Annotated in this window: 13 protein-coding genes and 3 pseudogenes; 4 read left to right on the forward strand and 12 right to left on the reverse strand. The window is 71.5% G+C overall.

Annotated features, from left to right (window positions below; genetic code table 11):
- Positions 1–140: 140 nt before the first annotated feature.
- Complete coding sequence (locus KUM40_RS15145; RefSeq protein WP_254395076.1) at positions 141–1,394, forward strand: lysylphosphatidylglycerol synthase transmembrane domain-containing protein; 1,254 nt, start codon at positions 141–143, stop codon at positions 1,392–1,394.
- Here the strand turns inward: KUM40_RS15145 and KUM40_RS15150 are convergent.
- A pseudogene (locus KUM40_RS15150) lies at positions 1,277–2,002 on the reverse strand (creatininase family protein); the annotation flags it as partial. The gene KUM40_RS15145 and the pseudogene KUM40_RS15150 sit on opposite strands and share 118 nt — an antisense overlap.
- Before the next feature lie 112 nt (positions 2,003–2,114).
- Between KUM40_RS15150 and ribA the strand changes: the two are divergent.
- Complete coding sequence (gene ribA / locus KUM40_RS15155; RefSeq protein WP_217166445.1) at positions 2,115–2,777, forward strand: GTP cyclohydrolase II; 663 nt, start codon at positions 2,115–2,117, stop codon at positions 2,775–2,777.
- Here ribA and KUM40_RS15160 read toward each other — a convergent pair.
- The 8 genes from KUM40_RS15160 to tkt all read right to left on the reverse strand — a co-directional run bounded on the left by KUM40_RS15160 (position 2,698) and on the right by tkt (position 14,277).
- Positions 2,698–4,056, reverse strand: coding sequence for a serine hydrolase (locus KUM40_RS15160; protein ID WP_254395149.1), 1,359 nt, complete (start codon positions 4,054–4,056; stop codon positions 2,698–2,700). The two genes, ribA and KUM40_RS15160, sit on opposite strands and share 80 nt — an antisense overlap.
- A 188-nt stretch (positions 4,057–4,244) precedes the next feature.
- Positions 4,245–5,705, reverse strand: coding sequence for a membrane-associated oxidoreductase (locus KUM40_RS15165; protein WP_217166446.1), 1,461 nt, complete (start codon positions 5,703–5,705; stop codon positions 4,245–4,247).
- Positions 5,706–5,762: 57 nt separating this feature from the next.
- Positions 5,763–6,644 (reverse strand): phosphogluconate dehydrogenase (NAD(+)-dependent, decarboxylating), encoded by an 882-nt coding sequence (gnd, locus tag KUM40_RS15170; protein ID WP_217166447.1) that lies wholly within the window; start codon positions 6,642–6,644, stop codon positions 5,763–5,765.
- Between the two features lies 1 nt (position 6,645).
- Complete coding sequence (gene pgi / locus KUM40_RS15175; protein ID WP_217166448.1) at positions 6,646–8,298, reverse strand: glucose-6-phosphate isomerase; 1,653 nt, start codon at positions 8,296–8,298, stop codon at positions 6,646–6,648.
- The gene (gene opcA, locus KUM40_RS15180; protein ID WP_217166449.1) at positions 8,291–9,226 is read right to left on the reverse strand and encodes a glucose-6-phosphate dehydrogenase assembly protein OpcA; all 936 of its coding nucleotides are present in this window, start codon (positions 9,224–9,226) and stop codon (positions 8,291–8,293) included. Before opcA ends, pgi begins: the two co-directional genes overlap by 8 nt.
- Positions 9,223–11,010: a glucose-6-phosphate dehydrogenase gene (zwf, locus tag KUM40_RS15185; RefSeq protein WP_217166450.1), complete on the reverse strand. Its 1,788-nt coding sequence runs from the start codon at positions 11,008–11,010 to the stop codon at positions 9,223–9,225. The genes opcA and zwf overlap by 4 nt, the downstream gene beginning before the upstream one ends.
- Positions 11,007–12,152, reverse strand: a complete 1,146-nt coding sequence (gene tal / locus KUM40_RS15190; protein ID WP_217166451.1) for a transaldolase — start codon at positions 12,150–12,152, stop codon at positions 11,007–11,009. The genes zwf and tal overlap by 4 nt, the downstream gene beginning before the upstream one ends.
- A gap of 40 nt (positions 12,153–12,192) precedes the next feature.
- Positions 12,193–14,277, reverse strand: coding sequence for a transketolase (tkt, locus tag KUM40_RS15195; RefSeq protein WP_217166452.1), 2,085 nt, complete (start codon positions 14,275–14,277; stop codon positions 12,193–12,195).
- A 157-nt stretch (positions 14,278–14,434) separates the two neighbouring features.
- Between tkt and KUM40_RS15200 the strand changes: the two genes are divergently transcribed.
- Positions 14,435–15,364, forward strand: a complete 930-nt coding sequence (locus KUM40_RS15200; protein WP_217166453.1) for an AraC family transcriptional regulator — start codon at positions 14,435–14,437, stop codon at positions 15,362–15,364.
- Positions 15,365–15,954: 590 nt separating this feature from the next.
- A pseudogene (locus KUM40_RS42670) lies at positions 15,955–16,221 on the forward strand (transposase); the annotation flags it as partial.
- Between the two features lie 251 nt (positions 16,222–16,472).
- On the opposite strand, the gene KUM40_RS15210 reads toward KUM40_RS42670, so the two are convergent.
- From KUM40_RS15210 to KUM40_RS15220, 3 genes and pseudogenes are all read right to left on the reverse strand, one after another.
- On the reverse strand, positions 16,473–18,131 hold the full coding sequence (locus KUM40_RS15210) for an IS1182 family transposase (protein WP_217166454.1): 1,659 nt from the start codon (positions 18,129–18,131) through the stop codon (positions 16,473–16,475).
- Between the two features lie 115 nt (positions 18,132–18,246).
- A pseudogene (locus tag KUM40_RS15215) lies at positions 18,247–18,432 on the reverse strand (carbohydrate-binding protein); the annotation flags it as partial.
- 3 nt (positions 18,433–18,435) lie between these two features.
- Positions 18,436–19,281 carry an IclR family transcriptional regulator gene (locus KUM40_RS15220; protein ID WP_374227383.1) on the reverse strand — a complete coding sequence of 282 codons (846 nt, stop codon included), beginning with the start codon at positions 19,279–19,281 and terminating at the stop codon, positions 18,436–18,438.
- Positions 19,282–19,345: the final 64 nt, after the last annotated feature.

The raw sequence follows: 19,345 nt of genomic DNA on the forward strand, positions 1-19,345 counted from the left end.
TGGCCGTACCGGCGGCGCCTGCGGCACTGGCCGTACCGGCGGCGCCTGCGGCACTGGCCGTACCGGCCGTACCTGCGGCACCGGCGGCGCCCGGGGCACCGACCGTTCCGGTGGCACCCGGGGTGCCTGCGGTATCCGGGATGCCTGCGGTGCCCGCGGTGCCCGGGGTGCCCCCGGCACCGCCGAGGGGCCTCCCCACCGACCTACGTCCGGACCCGGGCATCCCCGCCGGCAGCGCGCCGCCCCGTCGCCGCGCCCTGCGTGCCCACCTCGGCACTCTCGCCGGGACCGTCGTCCTCGCCGTGCTCCTGTGGCGGATGGGGACCGGCGCCTTCCTGGACGGGCTGCGTCGGATCGACGGGACCACGGTGCTGGCGGCACTCGGGATCGGGCTGGTCACCACGGTGTTCAGCGCCTGGCGCTGGGCACTTGTGGCCCGGGGGCTGCGCATCCGGCTGCCCCTCGGACCGGCCGTCGCCGACTACTACCGCGCCCTGTTCCTCAACGCGGCCCTCCCCGGTGGCGTCCTCGGTGACGTGCACCGCGCGGTGCGGCACGGGCGGAGCGCCGGCGACCTCGGGCGCGGCGTGCGGGCCGTCGTCCTCGAACGGGTCGCCGGACAGCTCGCGTTGATCGGAATCGGTGTCGCCGTACTGCTGACGATGGAGTCCCCGGTGCTGACCGAGGCCCGGCACCTGGCCCCGCTCGTGGGCCTGGCTGTGCTCGGCGCGTTCGCCGTCGTCCTCGCCCTGCGCATGAACCGGGTGCCCGCACGCCGGGGTCGGGCCCTGCGGGCGACGCTCGGGGAGGTACGCGAAGGGCTGCTGTCCCGGCGGAACCTGCCGGGCATCGCGCTCGCGTCCGTCGTTGTGCTCGCCGGGCATCTCGCGATGTTCGTGCTCGCCGCCCGGGTGGCCGGCAGCGGCGCCTCCGTCGCCGTGCTCACGCCGCTGGCGGTGCTGGCCCTGCTCGCCATGGGCCTGCCGCTGAACGTCGGCGGCTGGGGGCCCCGGGAGGGCGTCACCGCCTGGGCGTTCGGCGCGGCGGGGCTGGGCGCGGGCACCGGGCTCGGTGTGGCGGTGGTGTACGGCGTGCTCAGCCTCGTGGCGAGTCTGCCCGGCGTCGTCGTCCTCGTCGTCCGCCGGAGGGCGGGTGCGGGCACGGCGGCGAACGCGCCTCACCCGCGCCGGTCCCCCCGTCCGAGTCCCCGCCCGCGTCCGTGGTCCCGTCCCCGTCCCCGCGCTCGGCCCCGGTCTCACACCCGCCCGGGAACCTCGTCCGCCGTCAGGAAAGAGAAATACGTTCCGAAGGAATCCGCGAGGCTCGCCAGCAGTTCCTTCCCCTTTTCCGCCGATCCCAGTGAAGGACGCCCGATGACACCGGAATCGGTATAGGCGGACATACCGAGGGAGAGCAGATGACGCCGGTCGTCCGCGACGCAATCGGCGGCCTCGTAACCGGGCCGGACCGATTCGGGGTGCGCGTGCAGAAGAATGGAGGTCTCGATTTCCCCCGCGTGCATGTCGGTGAGCAACGACGTGACCACCCCGGCCCGCTCCCGCGCCGCCTCCCAGTCCTCCGCGGCCGGGAACAGCGCCATCCGCTCACCGCGTGCGGAGGACTCCTGAACGACGTTGCCCAGTACGTAGTTTCCGCCGTGTCCGTTGACCACGACCAGGGCCTCGACTCCCGAGCGGCGCAGGGAGGAGGCTATGTCCGTCACCACCGCGTGGAGGGTCACCGAGGAGATGCTGACGGTCCCGGGCCAGTCGGCGTGCTCGTGCGAACAGCCGATCGTCACCGGCGGCAGCAGGTGCACCGGGTACGCGGCGGCGATCTCCCGGGCGACGGCGCAGGCGACGAGCGTGTCGGTCGCCAACGGCAGGTACGCGCCGTGCTGCTCGAAACTGCCGACAGGCAGCACCGCGACCTGCCGCACGACCCCGGCGGCCCGCCCGCGCACGTCCTGCGTCGTGTCCGCCGGCATCAGTGAAGCATCCATTCCCGCACGGCCTTTCGTCTCTGTTGAGCAATCTCTTGAACAACCTGTCGGGCAACCTGTTGAGGGATCCGTTGAGGGATCCGCCGAGGATCTTTTGAGGAACGCGAGAATCATGACAGAAAACATCGGTGTACTCGGCAAGAACGCGGCGCAGCGCACGGACGTGGAACGCGTCGTGGTGACGCCTCTGCCCACCGTGTACGGGCAGTTCCGTGCGTTCGGCTACTTCGACCACGAGCGCGGCGACGAACAAGTGGCCCTCGTGCACGGCGATCCGGGCGCCGAGGGTGTGCTCACCCGGCTCCACTCGGAGTGCCTGACGGGCGACGCCTTCGGCTCCCAGCACTGCGAGTGCGGCGACCAACTGGCTTCCGCGCTGCGGGCGGTGGTCGCCGCGGGCAGCGGCGTCGTCGTCTATCTGCGCGGACACGAGGGACGCGGTATCGGACTGCTCGCCAAGCTGCGCGCGATGGCACTGCAGGCGGAGGGCCTGGACACGGTCGAGGCGAACCTCGCCCTCGGCCTGCCGGTGGACGCCCGGGACTACGGTGTCGCCGCCCGCGTCCTCAAGGACCTGGGCGTGCGCTCCGTGCGCCTGATGTCCAACAACCCGCGCAAACGGGAGGCGTTGGTGCGGCACGGCATCCAGGTCGCCGAGCAGGTGCCGCTGCTGATCCCGCCGTGCGAGAGCAACATCACCTATCTGCGGACCAAGCGCGAGCGCCTGGACCACCACCTGCCGCACCTCGACGCGATGGCGCACGTGTTGTCCTGACGCGGGCTCCGGCTCCGGCTCCGGCGCCCGCGCGGTCGCAGTCCGTCACCGCCTCGTGCACGAGCCGCTTGAGGTCCGGGTAGACCGTGTGCGAGGACCTTGGCCGCACCTGGGTCATGAACTGCACCGTCAGATCACGGCCCGGGTCGACCCAGAAGGTGGTCGTCGCCACTCCGCTCCAGCCGAACGTGCCGAGCCCGGAGGGCGACTGCGTGCGGCTCGGGTCCGTCACCACGGAGACACCGAGGCCGAAGCCGACGCCGTCGTTGCCGGGTTCGTCGTGCGCGGGGCGGCTGCCGAGGGCGCGCAGGTCGGCGCCGCCGGGGAGGTGGTTGCGGGTCATGAGGTCCACCGTCCGCGGGGCGAGCAGGCGGACTCCGTCGAGTGCGCCGCGGCGCCGCAGCAGTTCCGCGAAGCGGTGCACGTCGTACGCGGACGAGACCAGGCCGCCGCTGCCCGACAGGAACCGCGGCCGGCCCCGCAGCGGCAGTCCGGGGACCGGCTCGATGCCGCCGGCGTCCGTCTCGCCGTACAACTCGGCCAGCCGGTCCGCCTGTTCGTCGGTGACGTGGAAGCCGGTGTCGGTCATGCCGAGCGGTCCGAAGATCCGCTCGGCGCAGAAGGCGTCGAGCGACTGCCCGGAGACCACCTCGACGAGCCGGCCCAGCACGTTGCTGGCCACCGAGTAGTTCCACTGCGTGCCCGGCTCGAACTGGAGGGGCAGACTCGCGTAGAGGTCGACCGTCTCGGCCAGGTCCGCGCCGGGCCGCACCGACGACTCCAGGCCGGCCGCGCGGTACAGCCCGTCCACCGGGTGGCAGTGGTAGGAGCCGAAGGTCAGCCCGGCGGTGTGGGTCATCAGATGCCGGACGCGGACCGGACCGGCGGCGGGCCGGGTGACGACGTCGCCCGCGGAGCCGTCCCCGGCCCCTTCGACGTACACCCTGGGCTCGGCGAAGGCCGGCAGGTACCGGTCCACGGGGTCGTGCAGGGACAGCCGCCCCTCCTCCATCAGGATCAGCACCGCCACGGACGTGACCGGCTTGGTCATGGAGTAGATCCGCCACAGGGTGTCGGCCGACACGGGCACCCCGGCGGCGACGTCCCGCCGGCCGTGCACGGTCAGATGGGCGACACGGCCGCCGCGGGCGACGGCCACCAGGAACCCGGGCAGCCGGCCCTCCTCGACCTGCCGGGCGAAGTGCCGGTCGAGCCGGTCCAGCGCCGCGGGATCCAGTCCGGCCGCACCCGCGTCGACCTCCTGGCGCAGGGGTGGCATCGCCATCGTTCTCCTCGGTCGTTCTTCGAAGACGGATCCGGCATACCCCGCGCACGCCCACTCAGAACTTCATGATCCGCCGCTTTCGGGGCCGAGCGCCCCGAGCGCCCCGAGCGCCCACTTCGCCGACGGCGAGCCTCTTCGAACTCGTCCAGCGCGCCCGCGCGGCCGCCGCGCGGCACGCGGGTTCACTGGCGGCTGACGGTGCGGGTCAGGCCGGTGAGGACCGTCGTGGCCAGGATCCAGCCCGTGATGATCAGGACGTAGGACAGCGTCTGGTACCGGCCCTCGGGCGAGAAGGCGTTCTCCTGACCGAAGGAGATCACCGGCAGCAGCAGGTCGAGGGTGTAGAACACCGCGTCGAAGTCGGGGGCCTCCTCCGGCTTGAGCGGCGGCGGGTGGTGCAGGCCGTACGCGAGGGAGCCGACCGCCAGCAGCGACAGCAGCCAGCCGCCCGCCCGCAGCGGCCGGAAGCCGTACCCGACCGTGACGTCCTGGAGATGACCCCACACGCGGCCGTACCAGGGCAGCGTGCGCCGGCGCCGCCGCTGCTTGGCGAGCTGCACGAGGCGGGCCGCGTCGTCGTCGCCGATCCGCCGGTAGGAGGCGGTCAACTGCTCGTAGATGAAGGGGAGGTAGCCGTCGCCCTTCTCCAGCATCGGCAGCCGTCGCTCGGCGGGCTCGTGCGGGACCAGGGACGTGTAGGTGAGGTCGTTGAGCTGGACCCGGGCCGGTATGACCTCCGGTTCGACGAACAGCACGTCCACCTGGGCGCGGCGCAGATTGAGCACGCCCTCCACCACCGGGCCCTGGCGCAGCCAGAGTTCGCCGATCACGCAACTGCTGGCACGCAGCGCGGTGCCCCCGGGGTTCGCCAGCCGGGCGTGCGACAGGTCCAGCCGGCCGGGTATCCGCGCGCCGCGCAGTTCCAGCCGGCCGCGGACGTCCGCGTGCCGCAGCAGCACGTCGGACTCGGCGGCGAGGGTCTCGGCCTGGAGGGCGGTGCCGCCCGGCCGGCCGAGTACGGCGTCGGTGAGGTTGACCGTCCCGGCCACCCGTGCCCCGTTGAGCCGTACCTCGCCCGCCGCCCGCAGCCCCGGCGCCCACAGGTCGGCCCCCAGCACCGCCTGGTTGAGCTGGAGCACCGGCCCCTCGGCGTCCGGCGCGCGGATCTGCGCGCTCTCCAGATACAGGCTGCCGGTGATCTCCGCCCCGGCCAGCCGCACCATCCCGCCGAACCGGGTGCGGGTCAGCCGCAGTACGCCGTCCACCCGGACCGCGTGCGAGATCAGGCCGGGCAGGACGGACTCGCTCAGGTTCAGCTCGCGCAGCCGGGCCGCGTGGAGACGGGGCACGTCGTCGAAGTGGCAGTGCCGCAGCCGCACGGGGTGGTCGACCGTCGCGGACTGGAGTTCCAGCGGCCCGGTGACGCGCGCCCCCGCCAGGCTCAGCGCGGCCACCTCGCCGTCCTCCCGGGGGCCGTCCAGGAGCAGCGCCCGCAACACGCCGGCCCGTACGGTCCGTTCGGGCCCCCAGGCGCCGCCGTCGGCCGGGTCCTCGTCGTCCGCGGCCCGGAAGTCGACGGCGGAGCCCGTCGCGAAGGCACGCCGGACGCGCGCCTCGGCCGGTGTCAGGTCGTTGATCTCCATCGCGGGGACTCTGACCCGAACCGGCCGTTCACGTCAACGTGTTGCCGCCACGCCGGGCTACTTCTTCGCCGACTCCACGGCGTGCCCGCCGAACTGGTTGCGCAGCGCGGCGACCATCTTCATCTGCGGCGAGTCGTCCTGCCGGGACGAGAACCGCGCGAAGAGGGAGGCCGTGATCGCGGGCAGCGGCACCGCGTTGTCGATCGCCGCCTCGACGGTCCAGCGGCCCTCGCCCGAGTCGTCCGCGTACCCGCGCAGCTTCTCCAGGTGGTGGTCGTCGTCGAGGGCGTTGACAGCCAGGTCGAGGAGCCAGGAGCGGATGACGGTGCCCTGCTGCCAGGAGCGGAAGACCTCGCGGACGTTGTCCACGGAGTCGACCTTCTCCAGCAGCTCCCAGCCCTCGGCGTAGGCCTGCATCATGGCGTACTCGATGCCGTTGTGGACCATCTTGGAGAAGTGCCCGGCGCCGACCCTGCCCGCGTGGACGTAGCCGTAGGGGCCGTCGGGCTTGAGCGCGTCGAAGACCGGCTTCAGGTCGTCGACGGTCTCCTTCTCGCCGCCGACCATCAGGGCGTAGCCGTTCTCCAGCCCCCACACGCCGCCCGACACACCCGCGTCGACGAAGTTGATGTCGCGCTTGCCGAGTTCCTCGGCGTGCCTCTCGTCGTCCGTCCAGCGGGAGTTGCCGCCGTCGATGACGGTGTCGCCGGGCTTGAGCAGCGCCCCGAGCTGGTCGATGACGTGCTGGGTGGCGCCGCCGGCCGGGACCATGACCCAGACCGCGCGCGGCCGGTCCAGCCGCTCGACGAGGTCGACCAGGCTGTCGACGTCGGCCCGCTCGGGATTGGTGTCGTATCCGACGACGGTGTGGCCGGCGTTGCGCAGCCGCTCGCGCATGTTGCCGCCCATCTTGCCGAGACCCACAAGACCGATCTGCATGTCAGTGCACTTCCTTCAGTTCACGGTAGGCGGCCACCAGCGCGGCCGTGGACGGATCGAGGCCGGGCACGTCCGCCCCCTCGGTCAGGGCGGGTTCGACGCGCTTGGCGAGCACCTTGCCGAGCTCGACGCCCCACTGGTCGAAGGAGTCGATGTTCCAGATCGCGCCCTGTACGAACACCTTGTGCTCGTACAGGGCGATGAGCTGGCCGAGGACGGAGGGGGTCAGCTCGGTGGCCAGGACGGTCGTGGTGGGGTGGTTGCCCAGGAACGTCTTGTGCGGGACCAGCTCCTCGGGCACCCCCTCGGCGCGTACCTCGTCCGGGGTCTTGCCGAAGGCGAGTGCCTGGGTCTGGGCGAAGAAGTTGGCCATGAGCAGGTCGTGCTGGGCCTTGAGTCCGTCGCTCAGCTCGGCCACGGGCCGGGCGAAGCCGATGAAGTCCGCCGGGATCAGCTTGGTGCCCTGGTGGATCAGTTGGTAGTAGGCGTGCTGGCCGTTGGTGCCCGGCGTGCCCCAGACCACGGGTCCGGTCTGCCACTCGACCGGGTCTCCGTCGCGGCCTGTGGACTTGCCGTTGGACTCCATGTCGAGCTGCTGGAGGTACGCGGTGAACTTCGACAGGTAGTGGCTGTACGGCAGCACCGCGTGCGACTGCGCGCCCAGGAAGTCGCCGTACCAGACGCCCAGCAGACCGAGGAGCAGCGGGGCGTTGGCCGGGGCCTCGGCGTTGCGGAAGTGCTCGTCGACGATGCGGAAGCCGTCGAGCATCTCCCGGAAGCGGTCCGGGCCGATGGCGATCATCAGGGACAGCCCGATCGCCGAGTCGAACGAGTACCGGCCGCCGACCCAGTCCCAGAACTCGAACATGTTGGCCGTGTCGATGCCGAAATCGGCGACCTTCTCCTCGTTCGTCGACAGTGCCACGAAGTGCTTGGCGACCGCCTTCTCCTCGCCCCCGAGGCCGGCCAGCAGCCAGGAGCGCGCCGAGGTCGCGTTCGTGATCGTCTCGATGGTGGTGAAGGTCTTGGACGCGATGACGAACAGCGTCTCGGCCGGGTCCAGGTCCCGGAGCGCCTCGTGCAGGTCGGCGCCGTCCACGTTGGACACGAAGCGGAGGGTGAGGGAGCGGTCGGTGAAGGCGCGCAGCGCCTCGTACGCCATCGCGGGGCCCAGGTCGGAGCCGCCGATGCCGATGTTGACGACATTGCGGATGCGCTTGCCGGTGTGGCCGGTCCACTCACCGCCGCGGACCCGGTCGGCGAAGGCGGCCATCTTGTCCAGCACGGCGTGGACCTTGGGGACGACGTTCTCGCCGTCGACCTCGATCACCGCGTCCCGCGGGGCGCGCAGGGCGGTGTGCAGGACGGCCCGGTCCTCGGTGATGTTGATCCGCTCGCCGCGGAACATGGCGTCGCGCAGCCCGAACACGTCGGTGGCGGCGGCCAGTTCCTGGAGCAGGGCCAGCGTCTCGTCGGTGACGAGGTTCTTCGAGTAGTCGATGCGCAGGTCGCCGACGCGCACGACGTACCGCTCCGCGCGCCCCGGGTCCCGGGCGAACAGCTCACGCAGGTCCGGATGCGGCAGCGCGCCCTTGGCGTGGTCCGCGAGCGCGGTCCACTGGGGCCGCCGGTTGAGCTTCGGGGTGTCAGACATGAACGGGGGTCTCCTTGCCGGCCTCGCCGCGCAGGGCGACGGCGTACATCTCGTCGGCGTCGAGGCGCCTGAGTTCCTCGGCGATGAGTTCGGAGGTGGGGCGCACCTTCAGGGCGAGGGAGCGCGGGGGCTGACCGGGCAGGGTCATCGTGGCGAGCGGACCCTCCGGCCGGTCGATGACGATCTCGCCGTTCGCCGTGCCGAGCCGGACGGCCGTGACGACCGGCCCGTCGGTGATGACGCGGTCCACGCGGACGGCCAGCCGGGCCTCCAGCCAGCGGGCCAGCAGCTCGGCCGCCGGGTTGTCCGCCTCGGCCTCCACGACCGCCGAGGTCACCGGCACCCGGGCCTGGTCAAGGGCGGCGGCCAGCATGGAGCGCCACAGCGTCAGCCGGGTCCAGGCGAGGTCGGTGTCGCCGGGCGCGTAGGCGCGGACCCGGCGCTCCAGGACCTCCATCGGCCGCTCGACCGTGTACAGGTCGGTGATCCGGCGCTGGGCCAGCGCGCCCAGCGGGTCCTTCGCGGGGTTGTCCGGCGCCTCCACGGGCCACCACACGACGACCGGCGCGTCCGGCAGCAGCAGCGGCAGCACCACCGAGTCGGCGTGCTCGGACACCTCCCCGTACATGCGCAGCACGACCGTCTCCCCGGTGCCGGCCTCGGAGCCGACCCGGACCTCGGCGTCGAGGTGCGAGCGGGTGCGGTCGCGCAGGTTGCGCGGGTGGCGCTTGATGACGACCAGGGTGCGCGAGGGGTGCTCGTGCGAGGCCTCCTCGGCCGCCTTGATCGCGTCGTAGGCGTTCTCCTCGTCGGTGACGATGACCAGCGTGAGCACCATGCCCACGGCCGGTGTGCCGATGGCCCGGCGGCCCTGCACCAGCGCCTTGTTGACCTTGCTTGCCGTGGTGTCGGTCAGGTCGATCCTCATGGCCTGCGCCAGCTCCGTCCGTCTCGTGCGAGCATCTCGTCGGCTTCCCGCGGTCCCCAGCCGCCCGACGCGTACTGCGCGGGCTTCTCGTGCGAGTCCCAGTAGTCCTCGACCGGGTCGAGGATCCGCCAGGACTCTTCCACCTCCTGGTGGCGCGGGAACAGGTTGGCGTCACCCAGAAGGACGTCCAGGATCAGCCGTTCGTACGCCTCGGGGCTGGACTCCGTGAACGACTCGCCGTACGCGAAGTCCATGGACACGTCCCGGATCTCCATCGACGTGCCCGGCACCTTGGAGCCGAAGCGCACCGTCATGCCCTCGTCGGGCTGGACGCGGATGACGATCGCGTTCTCGCCCAGCTCCTCCGTCGCGGTGGAGTCGAAGGGGGAGTGCGGGGCCCGCTGGAAGACGACCGCGATCTCCGTCACGCGGCGGCCGAGGCGCTTGCCGGTGCGCAGGTAGAAGGGGACGCCCGCCCAGCGGCGGTTGTCGATGCCCAGCTTGATCGCCGCGTAGGTGTCGGTCGTGGAGGCCGGGTCGATGCCCTCCTCCTCCAGGTAACCGGGTACCTGCGCGCCGCCCTGCCAGCCGCCCGCGTACTGCCCGCGCACCGTGTGCTCGCCCAGTTCCTGAGGCAGCCGCACGGCCCGCAGGACCTTCAGCTTCTCGGTGAGCAGCGAGGACGCGTCGAAGGAGGCGGGCTCCTCCATCGCCGTGAGGGCCAGCAACTGGAGGAGGTGGTTCTGGATGACGTCACGGGCGGCGCCGATGCCGTCGTAGTAGCCGGCCCGGCCGCCGATGCCGATGTCCTCGGCCATGGTGATCTGGATGTGGTCGACGTAGGACCGGTTCCAGATCGGCTCGTACATCGTGTTCGCGAAGCGCAGCGCCAGGATGTTCTGGACCGTCTCCTTGCCCAGGTAGTGGTCGATGCGGAAGACCTGCTCCGGGTCGAAGACCTCGTGCAGCAGCGCGTTCAGGTCGCGGGCGCTGTCCAGGTCGTGCCCGAACGGCTTCTCGATCACCGCGCGGCGCCAGGAGCCGTCCGGGGCGTCGGCCAGCCCGTGCTTCTTGAGCTGCCGGACGACCTTCGGGAAGAACTTCGGCGGTACGGAGAGATAGAAGGCGTAGTTGCCACTGGTGCCGCGGGAGGTGTCCAGCTCCTCGACGGCCTTGCGCAACTGTTCGAACGCGTTGTCGTCGCCGAAGTCGCCGGGGATGAACCGCATGCCCTCGGAGAGCTGCTGCCAGACCTCCTCACGGAACGGCGTACGCGCGTGCTCCTTGACCGCGTCGTGCACGACCTGGGCGAAGTCCTCGTCCTCCCAGTCCCGGCGGGCGAAGCCGACGAGCGAGAAGCCCGGGGGCAGCAGGCCGCGGTTGGCCAGGTCGTACACGGCCGGCATCAGCTTGCGGCGGGACAGGTCGCCCGTGACACCGAAGATGACAAGACCGGACGGGCCCGCGATACGGGGAAGCCGCCGGTCCTGGGGATCGCGCAGCGGGTTGCTCCAGTCGAGCGGTGTCACGGGCGTGACCGCCTTCTCGCCGGCGCCACCGCCCTTCGCTCCCGTCGCGCCCTTGGCCGCGCCGGTCGCCCGGGACTTCTTGGCGGCGCGGCCCGACCCGGCCGCCCCGCCCGCCTTCGAAGCCCCGGCGGACCCGGACCCGCCGGCTTCCTCCGCCTTCGGATGCCCCGCGGCCTCCTGGGCCGTCCTGGTCTCCTCGGCTTCCTTCGTCGCCTTGGTCTCCTGGACCTTCGTAGCGGGAAGCTCCTCGCTCATTCCCCGTCAACTCCCTTGCTGTCGAGGGACTTCGTCACGGCACCGAGCAGGTCCTGCCAGGCCGCCTCGAACTTGGCCACGCCCTCCTGCTCCAACTGCTCCACCACCTCGTCGTAGGAGATGCCGAGCCGCTCCACGGCCGCGAGGTCGGCCCGGGCCTGGGCATAACCACCGGTGACCGTGTCGCCCCGCACGTCGCCGTGATCGGCGGCGGCGTCCAGGGTGGCCTCCGGCATCGTGTTCACGGTGCCGGGAGCGACCAGCTCCTCCACGTACAGGGTGTCCCGGAATGCCGGGTCCTTCACCCCGGTCGACGCCCACAGGGGGCGCTGGGTGTTGGCGCGGGCCCCGGCCAGGGCGGTGAAGCGGTCACCCGCGAAGACGTTCTCGTACGCCTCGTAGGCCAGTCGAGCGTTCGCCAGCGCCGCCTTGCCGCGCAGGCCGAGCGCCTCGTCCGTGCCCAGCAGGGCCAGCCGCTTGTCGATCTCGCTGTCGACGCGGGAGACGAAGAACGAGGCGACGGAGTGAACGCCTCCGAGGTCGAGTCCGGCCGCCCGCGCCTTCTCCAGGCCGGCGAGGTAGGCGTCCATGACCTCGCGGTAGCGCTCCAGGGAGAAGATCAGCGTGACGTTGACGCTGATACCGGCGCCGATGACCTCGGTGATCGCCGGGAGACCGGCCTTCGTCGCCGGGATCTTGATCATCACGTTGGGGCGGTCGACCAGCCAGGCGAGCTGACGCGCCTCGGCGATCGTGGCCCGCGTGTCGTGGGCGAGCCGCGGGTCGACCTCGATGGAGACCCGGCCGTCCCGCCCGCCGGTGGCGTCGTACACCTCACGCAGCACGTCGGCGGCGGCGCGGACGTCGGCGGTGGTCATCATCCGCACCGCCTCGTCGACGGTGACGCCCCGGGCCGCGAGGTCCGCGAGCTGCTCCTCGTAGCCCTCGCCGGAGCCGATGGCGGCCTGGAAGATCGACGGGTTGGTGGTCACGCCGACGATGTTCTTCGTCCTGATCAGTTCGGCGAGGTTGCCGGACTCGATCCGCCGCCGCGACAGGTCGTCCAGCCAGATGGAGACGCCCTGGTCGGCCAGGCGCCGCAGTGCTCCCGCGGTCGCGGTTGCTTCGGTCACAGTGATCATCTTCTCTTTCTGCGTCGGATCGGGGTGGGGTCCGGTGGGATCAGCCGCGGGCGGCGGTCAGGGATTCCCTGGCGGCGGCGGCCACGTGGTCGGCGGTGAAGCCGAACCCGGTGAACAGGGTCTTGGCGTCGGCGGAGGCGCCGAAGTGCTCGAGGGAGACGATGCGGCCCGCTTCCCCCACGTACTTGTGCCAGGTCAGGCCGATGCCTGCCTCCACGGCCACCCGGGCCCGCACGGAGGGCGGCAGCACGCTCTCGCGGTACTCGCGCGACTGCTCCTCGAACCACTCCACGGACGGCATCGACACCACCCGGGTGGGCGTGCCCTCCGCCTCCAGCGCCTCCCGCGCGGCCACCGCGAGCTGCACCTCCGAGCCGGTCGCGATCAGGACGACGTCAGGGGCGCCGGTGGAGGCGTCGGCGAGGACGTACCCGCCGCGCGCCGCGTCCGGGTTCGGCGCGTACGTCGGTACGCCCTGACGGGTGAGGGCCAGGCCGTGCGGCGCCGGGTCGGTCGAGTGCCGCCTGAGGATCTCGGCCCAGGCGGTCGCGGTCTCGTTGGCGTCGGCCGGGCGGACGACGTTGAGGCCGGGGATGGCGCGCAGGGCGGCGAGGTGCTCGACCGGCTGGTGGGTCGGGCCGTCCTCACCGAGGCCGACGGAGTCGTGCGTCCACACGTACGTCACCGGCAGCCGCATCAGCGCGGACATGCGCACCGCGTTGCGCATGTAGTCGGAGAAGACCAGGAAGGTGCCGCCGTAGACGCGGGTGTTGCCGTGCAGCGCGATGCCGTTCATCTCGGCGGCCATCGAGAACTCGCGGATGCCGAAGTGCACGGTGCGGCCGTACGGGTCGGCCCCGGGCAGCGGGTTGCCCTCGGGGAGGAAGGAGCTGGTCTTGTCGATGGTGGTGTTGTTGGAGCCCGCCAGGTCGGCCGAGCCGCCCCACAGTTCGGGCAGCACCGGGCCGAGTGCCTGGAGCACCTTGCCGGACGCGGCGCGGGTGGCCAGGCCCTTGCCCGCCTCGAAGACCGGGATCTTCTCCGCCCAGCCCTCGGGCAGCCGGCCGGCGACCACGCGGTCGAACAGCGCCGCGCGCTCGGGGGCGGCGTCCCGCCAGGCGGCGATCCGCTTGTCCCAGGCGGCGTGCGCCTCGGCGCCCCGGTCCAGGGCCTCGCGGGTGTGGGCGAGGACCTCGTCCTCGACGTCGAAGGACTTCTCCGGGTCGAAGCCCAGGACGCGCTTGGTGGCGGCGACCTCGTCCTCACCCAGGGCGGAGCCGTGGGACGCCTCGGTGTTCCGCGCGTTCGGGGCGGGCCACGCGATGATCGTGCGCAGGGCGACGATGGACGGGCGCCCGGTCTCCGCCCTCGCCGCCGTCAGCGCCGCGTACAGCGCGTGCACGTCGACGTCGCCGCTCTCGGCGGGCTCGACGCGCCGCACGTGCCAGCCGTAGGCCTCGTACCGCTTCAGCACGTCCTCGGAGAACGCGGTCGCGGTGTCGCCCTCGATGGAGATGTGGTTGTCGTCGTAGAGGAGGACGAGGTTGCCGAGGCGCTGGTGACCGGCCATCGACGACGCCTCGGCGGAGACGCCCTCCTGGAGGTCGCCGTCGGAGACGATCGCCCAGATCGTGTGGTCGAAGGGGGACTCGCCCCCGGGCGCCCCCGGGTCGAACAGACCGCGCTCGTAACGGGCGGCCATCGCCATGCCCACCGCGTTGGCCACGCCCTGGCCCAGCGGTCCCGTGGTGGTCTCCACGCCCGCGGTGTGCCCGTACTCGGGGTGGCCCGGGGTCTTCGAGCCGTGGGTGCGGAAGGCCTTGAGGTCGTCCAGCTCCACCTCGTACCCGGCGAGGTAGAGCTGGGTGTAGAGGGTCAGCGAGGTGTGGCCGGGGGAGAGGACGAAGCGGTCACGGCCGGTCCACTCCGGATCCGCCGGGTCGTGACGCATCACCTTCTGAAAGATCGTGTACGCCGCCGGCGCCAGGGCCATCGCCGTGCCCGGGTGGCCGTTGCCCACCTTCTGCACGGCATCGGCCGCGAGGACACGGGCGGTGTCGACGGCACGCCGGTCGAGTTCGGTCCATTCGAGGCGGTCCGCGCTGTCCACTGTCTGCGTGCTCATCTTCAAGAAATCCTCGATCGGAGCGGAGTAGCTGGTCTGACGCGTTCAAACTTAAAAGTCTGACCTTTGAGAGTGAAGGTCGAGGTGTGTCAGCCTGTGGTGAAACTGGGACACGCCCCGGCTCCGGGGCGCACGGGCGGGGCGGCGCGAGAAGGACATGGCGGACGAAAACCTCCAAGACGGCGGCGACAGGCCGGCCGACGGGATCAGGACGTTCCCCTTCCCGGTCGATCTCAGCCTCCTCGGCGTCGGCATGCAGGTCGGTCCCATGGGCGCCGGCCGGACCTGGCACGCGCAGGTCCCGCCGCACCGCGTACACCGCATCGACTTCCACATCGTCATGCTCTTCACCGGCGGCCCGGTCCGTCACATGATCGACTTCGCCGAGTACGAGGCGTCGGCCGGCGATCTGCTGTGGATCCGTCCCGGCCAGGTCCACCGCTTCGCGCCGGACGGCGAGTACCGCGGAACGGTGCTGACCATGCAGCCCGGCTTCCTGCCCCGCGCCACCGTCGAGGCCACCGGCCTCTACCGCTACGACCTGCCGCCCCTGCTCCACCCCGACCGGGCACGGCTCGCCGGGCTCACGGCGGCGCTCGACCAACTGCGGCGCGAGTACGAGGACGCGACCACGCTCCCGCTCAGCCTGCACACCGCCGTACTGCGCCACACGCTGTCCGCGTTCCTGCTGCGCCTCGCACACCTGGCGGCCAGTTCGTCCCGGGCGGCGCGGGAGGGGCGGACGGAGACGCCGGGGGACAGCACCTTCACCCTCTTCCGGGACGCGGTCGAACGCGGCTTCGCCACCAATCACAGCGTCAGCGCCTACGCCGACGCGCTCGGTTACTCCCGCCGCACCCTCGTCCGCGCGGTGCGCGCCGCCACCGGCGAGACACCCAAGGGGTTCATAGACAAGCGCGTCGTCCTGGAGGCCAAGCGGCTCCTCGCCCACACCGAGATGCCGACGGGCCGGATCGGCGCGGCGGTCGGCTTCCCGGACGCGGCGAACTTCTCCAAGTTCTTCCAGCAGCACACGGACCGGACACCGGCGGCGTTCCGGGCGGAGTTGCGGGCGGAGTTGCGCTGAGCGGAGTCGCGCTGTGCGGAGTTGTCTGAGCGGACCGGCACCGGACGTGACGAAGGGGCCCCACGGTGAGTGGAGCCCCTTCGCCCTCTTGTGGGGGCCGGTTGAAATTGCTGTCCGCGTCCGCTCATGACGCGGACGCACTGGCAGCGACCCTGCGCGCCTGCAACCGGGCCGCTAACACCGCTTCCGACGTCGCGTTCACCCGCGACCTGAAGCGTCGCAACGTGCTGCAGGAAGCCGTGTACCACCAGATCAAGGCGGACTTCGACCTTGGGGCACAGGCGGCCGTCCGCACCGTGAAGAAGGTGTGCGACGCCTACGCCATCCTGAAGGCGAACCTGAAGGCCGGGAACCTCGGGCCCGAAGGTTCGAAGCGGCGGCAGCGGGCAGAGTCGAAACCCATCAGATTTCGTGAGGGTGCCGCGCAGCCGTACGACGACCGCATGCTGACCTGGAACCTGGACCGGCAGACGGTCAGCATCTGGACGGTTGCCGGACGGCTGAAGGGTATTCCGTTCGTCTGCTCGCCCGATGCCCTCAGACTCCTCGCCTTCCGCAAGGGCGAATCCGACCTCGTCGTGCGAGACGGCATGCTCTTCCTGCTGGCCACCGTCGATGTGGCTGAACCCCCGGCCTACGAGCCGGACGGGTTCCTCGGGGTGGACCTCGGGATCGTGAACATCGCGACCACGTCGGACGGGCAGATCATGTCCGGCCGTCAGGTCAACCGGTACCGCAAGCGGCAACGTGACCTGAGGTCCAAGCTCCAGAAGAAGCGCACCAAGTCCGCGATGCGCCGGCTGAAGAACATCCGGCGCCGCGAATCCAGGTACGCGACCCAGCGCAACCACATCATTGCGAAGAAACTCGTCCACACCGCTGAACGCACCTCGCGGGGTATCGGACTGGAAGACCTTTCCGGCTGCACGCGGACCACAACGGCTCCCGCAACATCGCCTATCGGGCCGATGCTGTGTGGCAGCGGGGCGCAGTCAACCGCCCCAGAACGGTCTAGCCGTTCCGGACGCAGGGGACCACAGCACGGCTTCATGCCGCGCTCTGCCTGCAAGCCCGACCCTTCAGGACTTTGTTGGCGGATTCGGTGTGTTCAGGCGGCCAGTTCCAAGCCGAGGCGGGCGAACCGGCTGATGTGGGTGGTGCCGATGGGGGTCCCGTTCCACCAGGTGTTCAGTCGGTGGAGGTTGAGTCCGGCTGCGGTCAGGACGTGACCGAGGTGGGTCTTGTCCAGCCCGCGGTAGGGGGTGGTGCGTGTGCGTGTCACCCGGACGGCCTGGGAGATGGTGCCTTCGACACCTGCGCGGGTGCCGTAGGCGGCCTTCCACTCATCGGTCTCCTGCTCGCGTCGGCGCTGGTCGAGGGCTTGCTGCTGGGGCTGAGTGAGCAGGGTGAGGCTGCGCCCGTGCTTGGGGTTGGCGGCGCTGGTGCACTGGGCGCGGACCGGGCAGGCGTCGCAGTCAGTCTTGGCGAAGTGGACCCGGACGATCTCGGTGCCGGTGGGTTTGCGCTGCTCAGACCAGATGGCACTGCGCCGGCCGCGGGGACAGGTGACGGCGCGGGCCGGCCAGTCGATGGTGAAGGCGTCCTGTCCCAGGCCCTGTCCGGCACGGCCCTGGGCGGTGGTATCGGAGAAGACCGGACCCATCAGTTCGATGTTCTGCCCGGCGGAGGCGACCAGCAGTGCGGCGGAGGTGTAGCCGGAGTCGACCAGGTGGATGGCGGGCAGCAGGCCGCGTGCGGCCAGAGCGTGGTGGACGGGCTCGGTGATCTGGGCGTCGGGGACGGTGGCGTCGGTGGTGACCACGTTCGTGATCAGGTGCGGGGCGTCCGGTTCGCAGGTCTCGGTGAAGTGGACCTTGTAGCCGTCCCGGCCCGCGCCGCGCTTGACGCTGTAGCGGGTGTCGGTGTCGTAGGGGCTGGACAGCCTCAGCCTGCCCGGCGGGAGGTCCTTGCCCTCCCGCCAGCGCACCCCCTTCTCGTCGCGGTGGTACTGCTGCACCCACGCGGTCCGCAGGACCTGCACCGCCTCGGCCTCGCGCAGCCAGACCGGTGCGTCGGACGCGTAAAGGGCCTCAAGCAGCGCGAATCCGTCCTCTCCCACGGTCAGCGCCCACCGCTGCCGGGCGTCGGCTCCCTTGGAGAAGCGGAAGGAGTCGATGCGCTTGCCATAGCGCTCGAACCACTCCGGCGCGGCGGCCTGCCGCAGCCAGACAGGCGCTGCGACGGCCAGCGTCTCCAGCGCGGCGCGAAGGGTCTCGCCCACGAACTCCATCCGGTTCAGCGTCCGCACCCGGGCCAGCACATGCGTGGAGTCGGTGCGCTGACGGCCTCCCGCCCGCACCAGCCCCAACTCACCGACTCGTTCCAGCAGCCGGTCAAGGACCAGTTCCTCCAGGCCGTGCGCGATCAGCCGGTCACGGAACTCGCTGAGCACGGAGAAGTCGAACCCGGGATCATCCAGCTCCAGGCCGAGCATGTACTTGATGTCGATCCGCCCGCGCACCGCGTCCGCGGCCTGCCGGTCCGTCAGCCCTTCCGCGAACTGCAGCACGCTGACCATCGCCAGTTGCCCCGGCGACCAGGCCGGGCCGCCCCGGCACGGGAACGCCGAAGCGAACTGCTCGTCCTTGAACAGCGGACCGAGTTCGTCCCGGATCCACATGGCCAGGCATCCCTTGCGGAACGCGGCCCGCGCCACCCGCGCGGTAGCCTCCGGAACGGACGGAGCGGGCACAGGGCGCAGCGACATCGCAGTCCCTCCCTTGCCTCCCCGCGAGACGGAACAGAACCCCACCAGACTGCCGCACCAAACAAGATCGCCAAGGACAGTCACCGAATCCGCCAACAAAGTCCTGAAGGGCCGGGTAGTTGACGTTCACGAAGTCGGCGGGCTGCTCACTGGTGAAGGTCAGGTACACGTCGTGCGTGCCCGTCACCGAGGCGATGTTCGCCCAGATGGTGCGCCACGACTGCCGGCCGTCCGTGTTGCCCACGACGAAGCTGCCGACCGGCGTGCTGGTACGGCTGTCCAGGCGCACCTCGACCAGACCGCATTACGAGGTGTCCGGGACCCCGTCCTCACCGGTGAGAGGGATATCCGGGAGCCGGCGCGCGGGGCCCTCGGGGCGCCACCCCAGCGCGCGGGAGATCCCGCGTGCCGCCAGCCGCACCGCCGGGACCAGCGTCGGCACCTGCGCGTCCGCGTAGGGGACGACGACCGAGACGGCCGCCGTCACCGCGCCGTCGCGGCCGTGCACCGGCGCCGCCACCGACAGGGCGTCGTCGGTGATCTGCCGGTCACTCACCGCGGCCCCGGTGCGCCGCACCTCGGCCAGGACCCGGCGCAGCCGGACCGGGTCGGTGATCGTGTACGGGGTGAAGGAGGCGAGCGGTCCCGTGCGGTACGCCTCCTGGAACCCAGGTTCGCCGTGCGCGAGCAGGGCCAGCCCGACCCCGGTGGCGTGCAGCGGCCAGCGGGCGCCGACGCGGATGTGCACGCCGACCGAGGACCGCGCCGCCAGCCACTCGGTGTAGACGACCTCGCCACCGTCGCGCACCGCCAGTTGCACGTTCTCGTGCGTCGCCTCGTACAGGTCCTCCAGGTACGGCAGCGCGACCTGCCGCAGCGCGAGACCCCGCGGGGCGAGCGCGGCCACCTCCCACAGTCGCAGTCCGACGTGGTACACACCCGACCCGTCCCGCTCCAGGGCGCCCCACCGGGTCAGGGCACCCACCAGCCGGTGCGCGGTGGTGAGGCTCAGTCCGGCCCGCCGGCTGATGTCCGTCAGGGACAACGCCGGATGCGCGTGATCGAACGCGGCGAGCACGGAGAGCAGCCGGTCGGACGCGGTGGGAGTGCCCCCGTGCGGGCTCGGCGGGGAGTGGGGGAGGGCGGTCATGCCGGGCATCCTCGTTGAGGCGGGTCGGCGGGTCGGCGGGTCGGCGGGTCGGCGGGTCGGCGGG

Source organism: Streptomyces sp. AC512_CC834, from assembly GCF_019049325.1.
GTDB lineage: Bacteria > Actinomycetota > Actinomycetes > Streptomycetales > Streptomycetaceae > Streptomyces.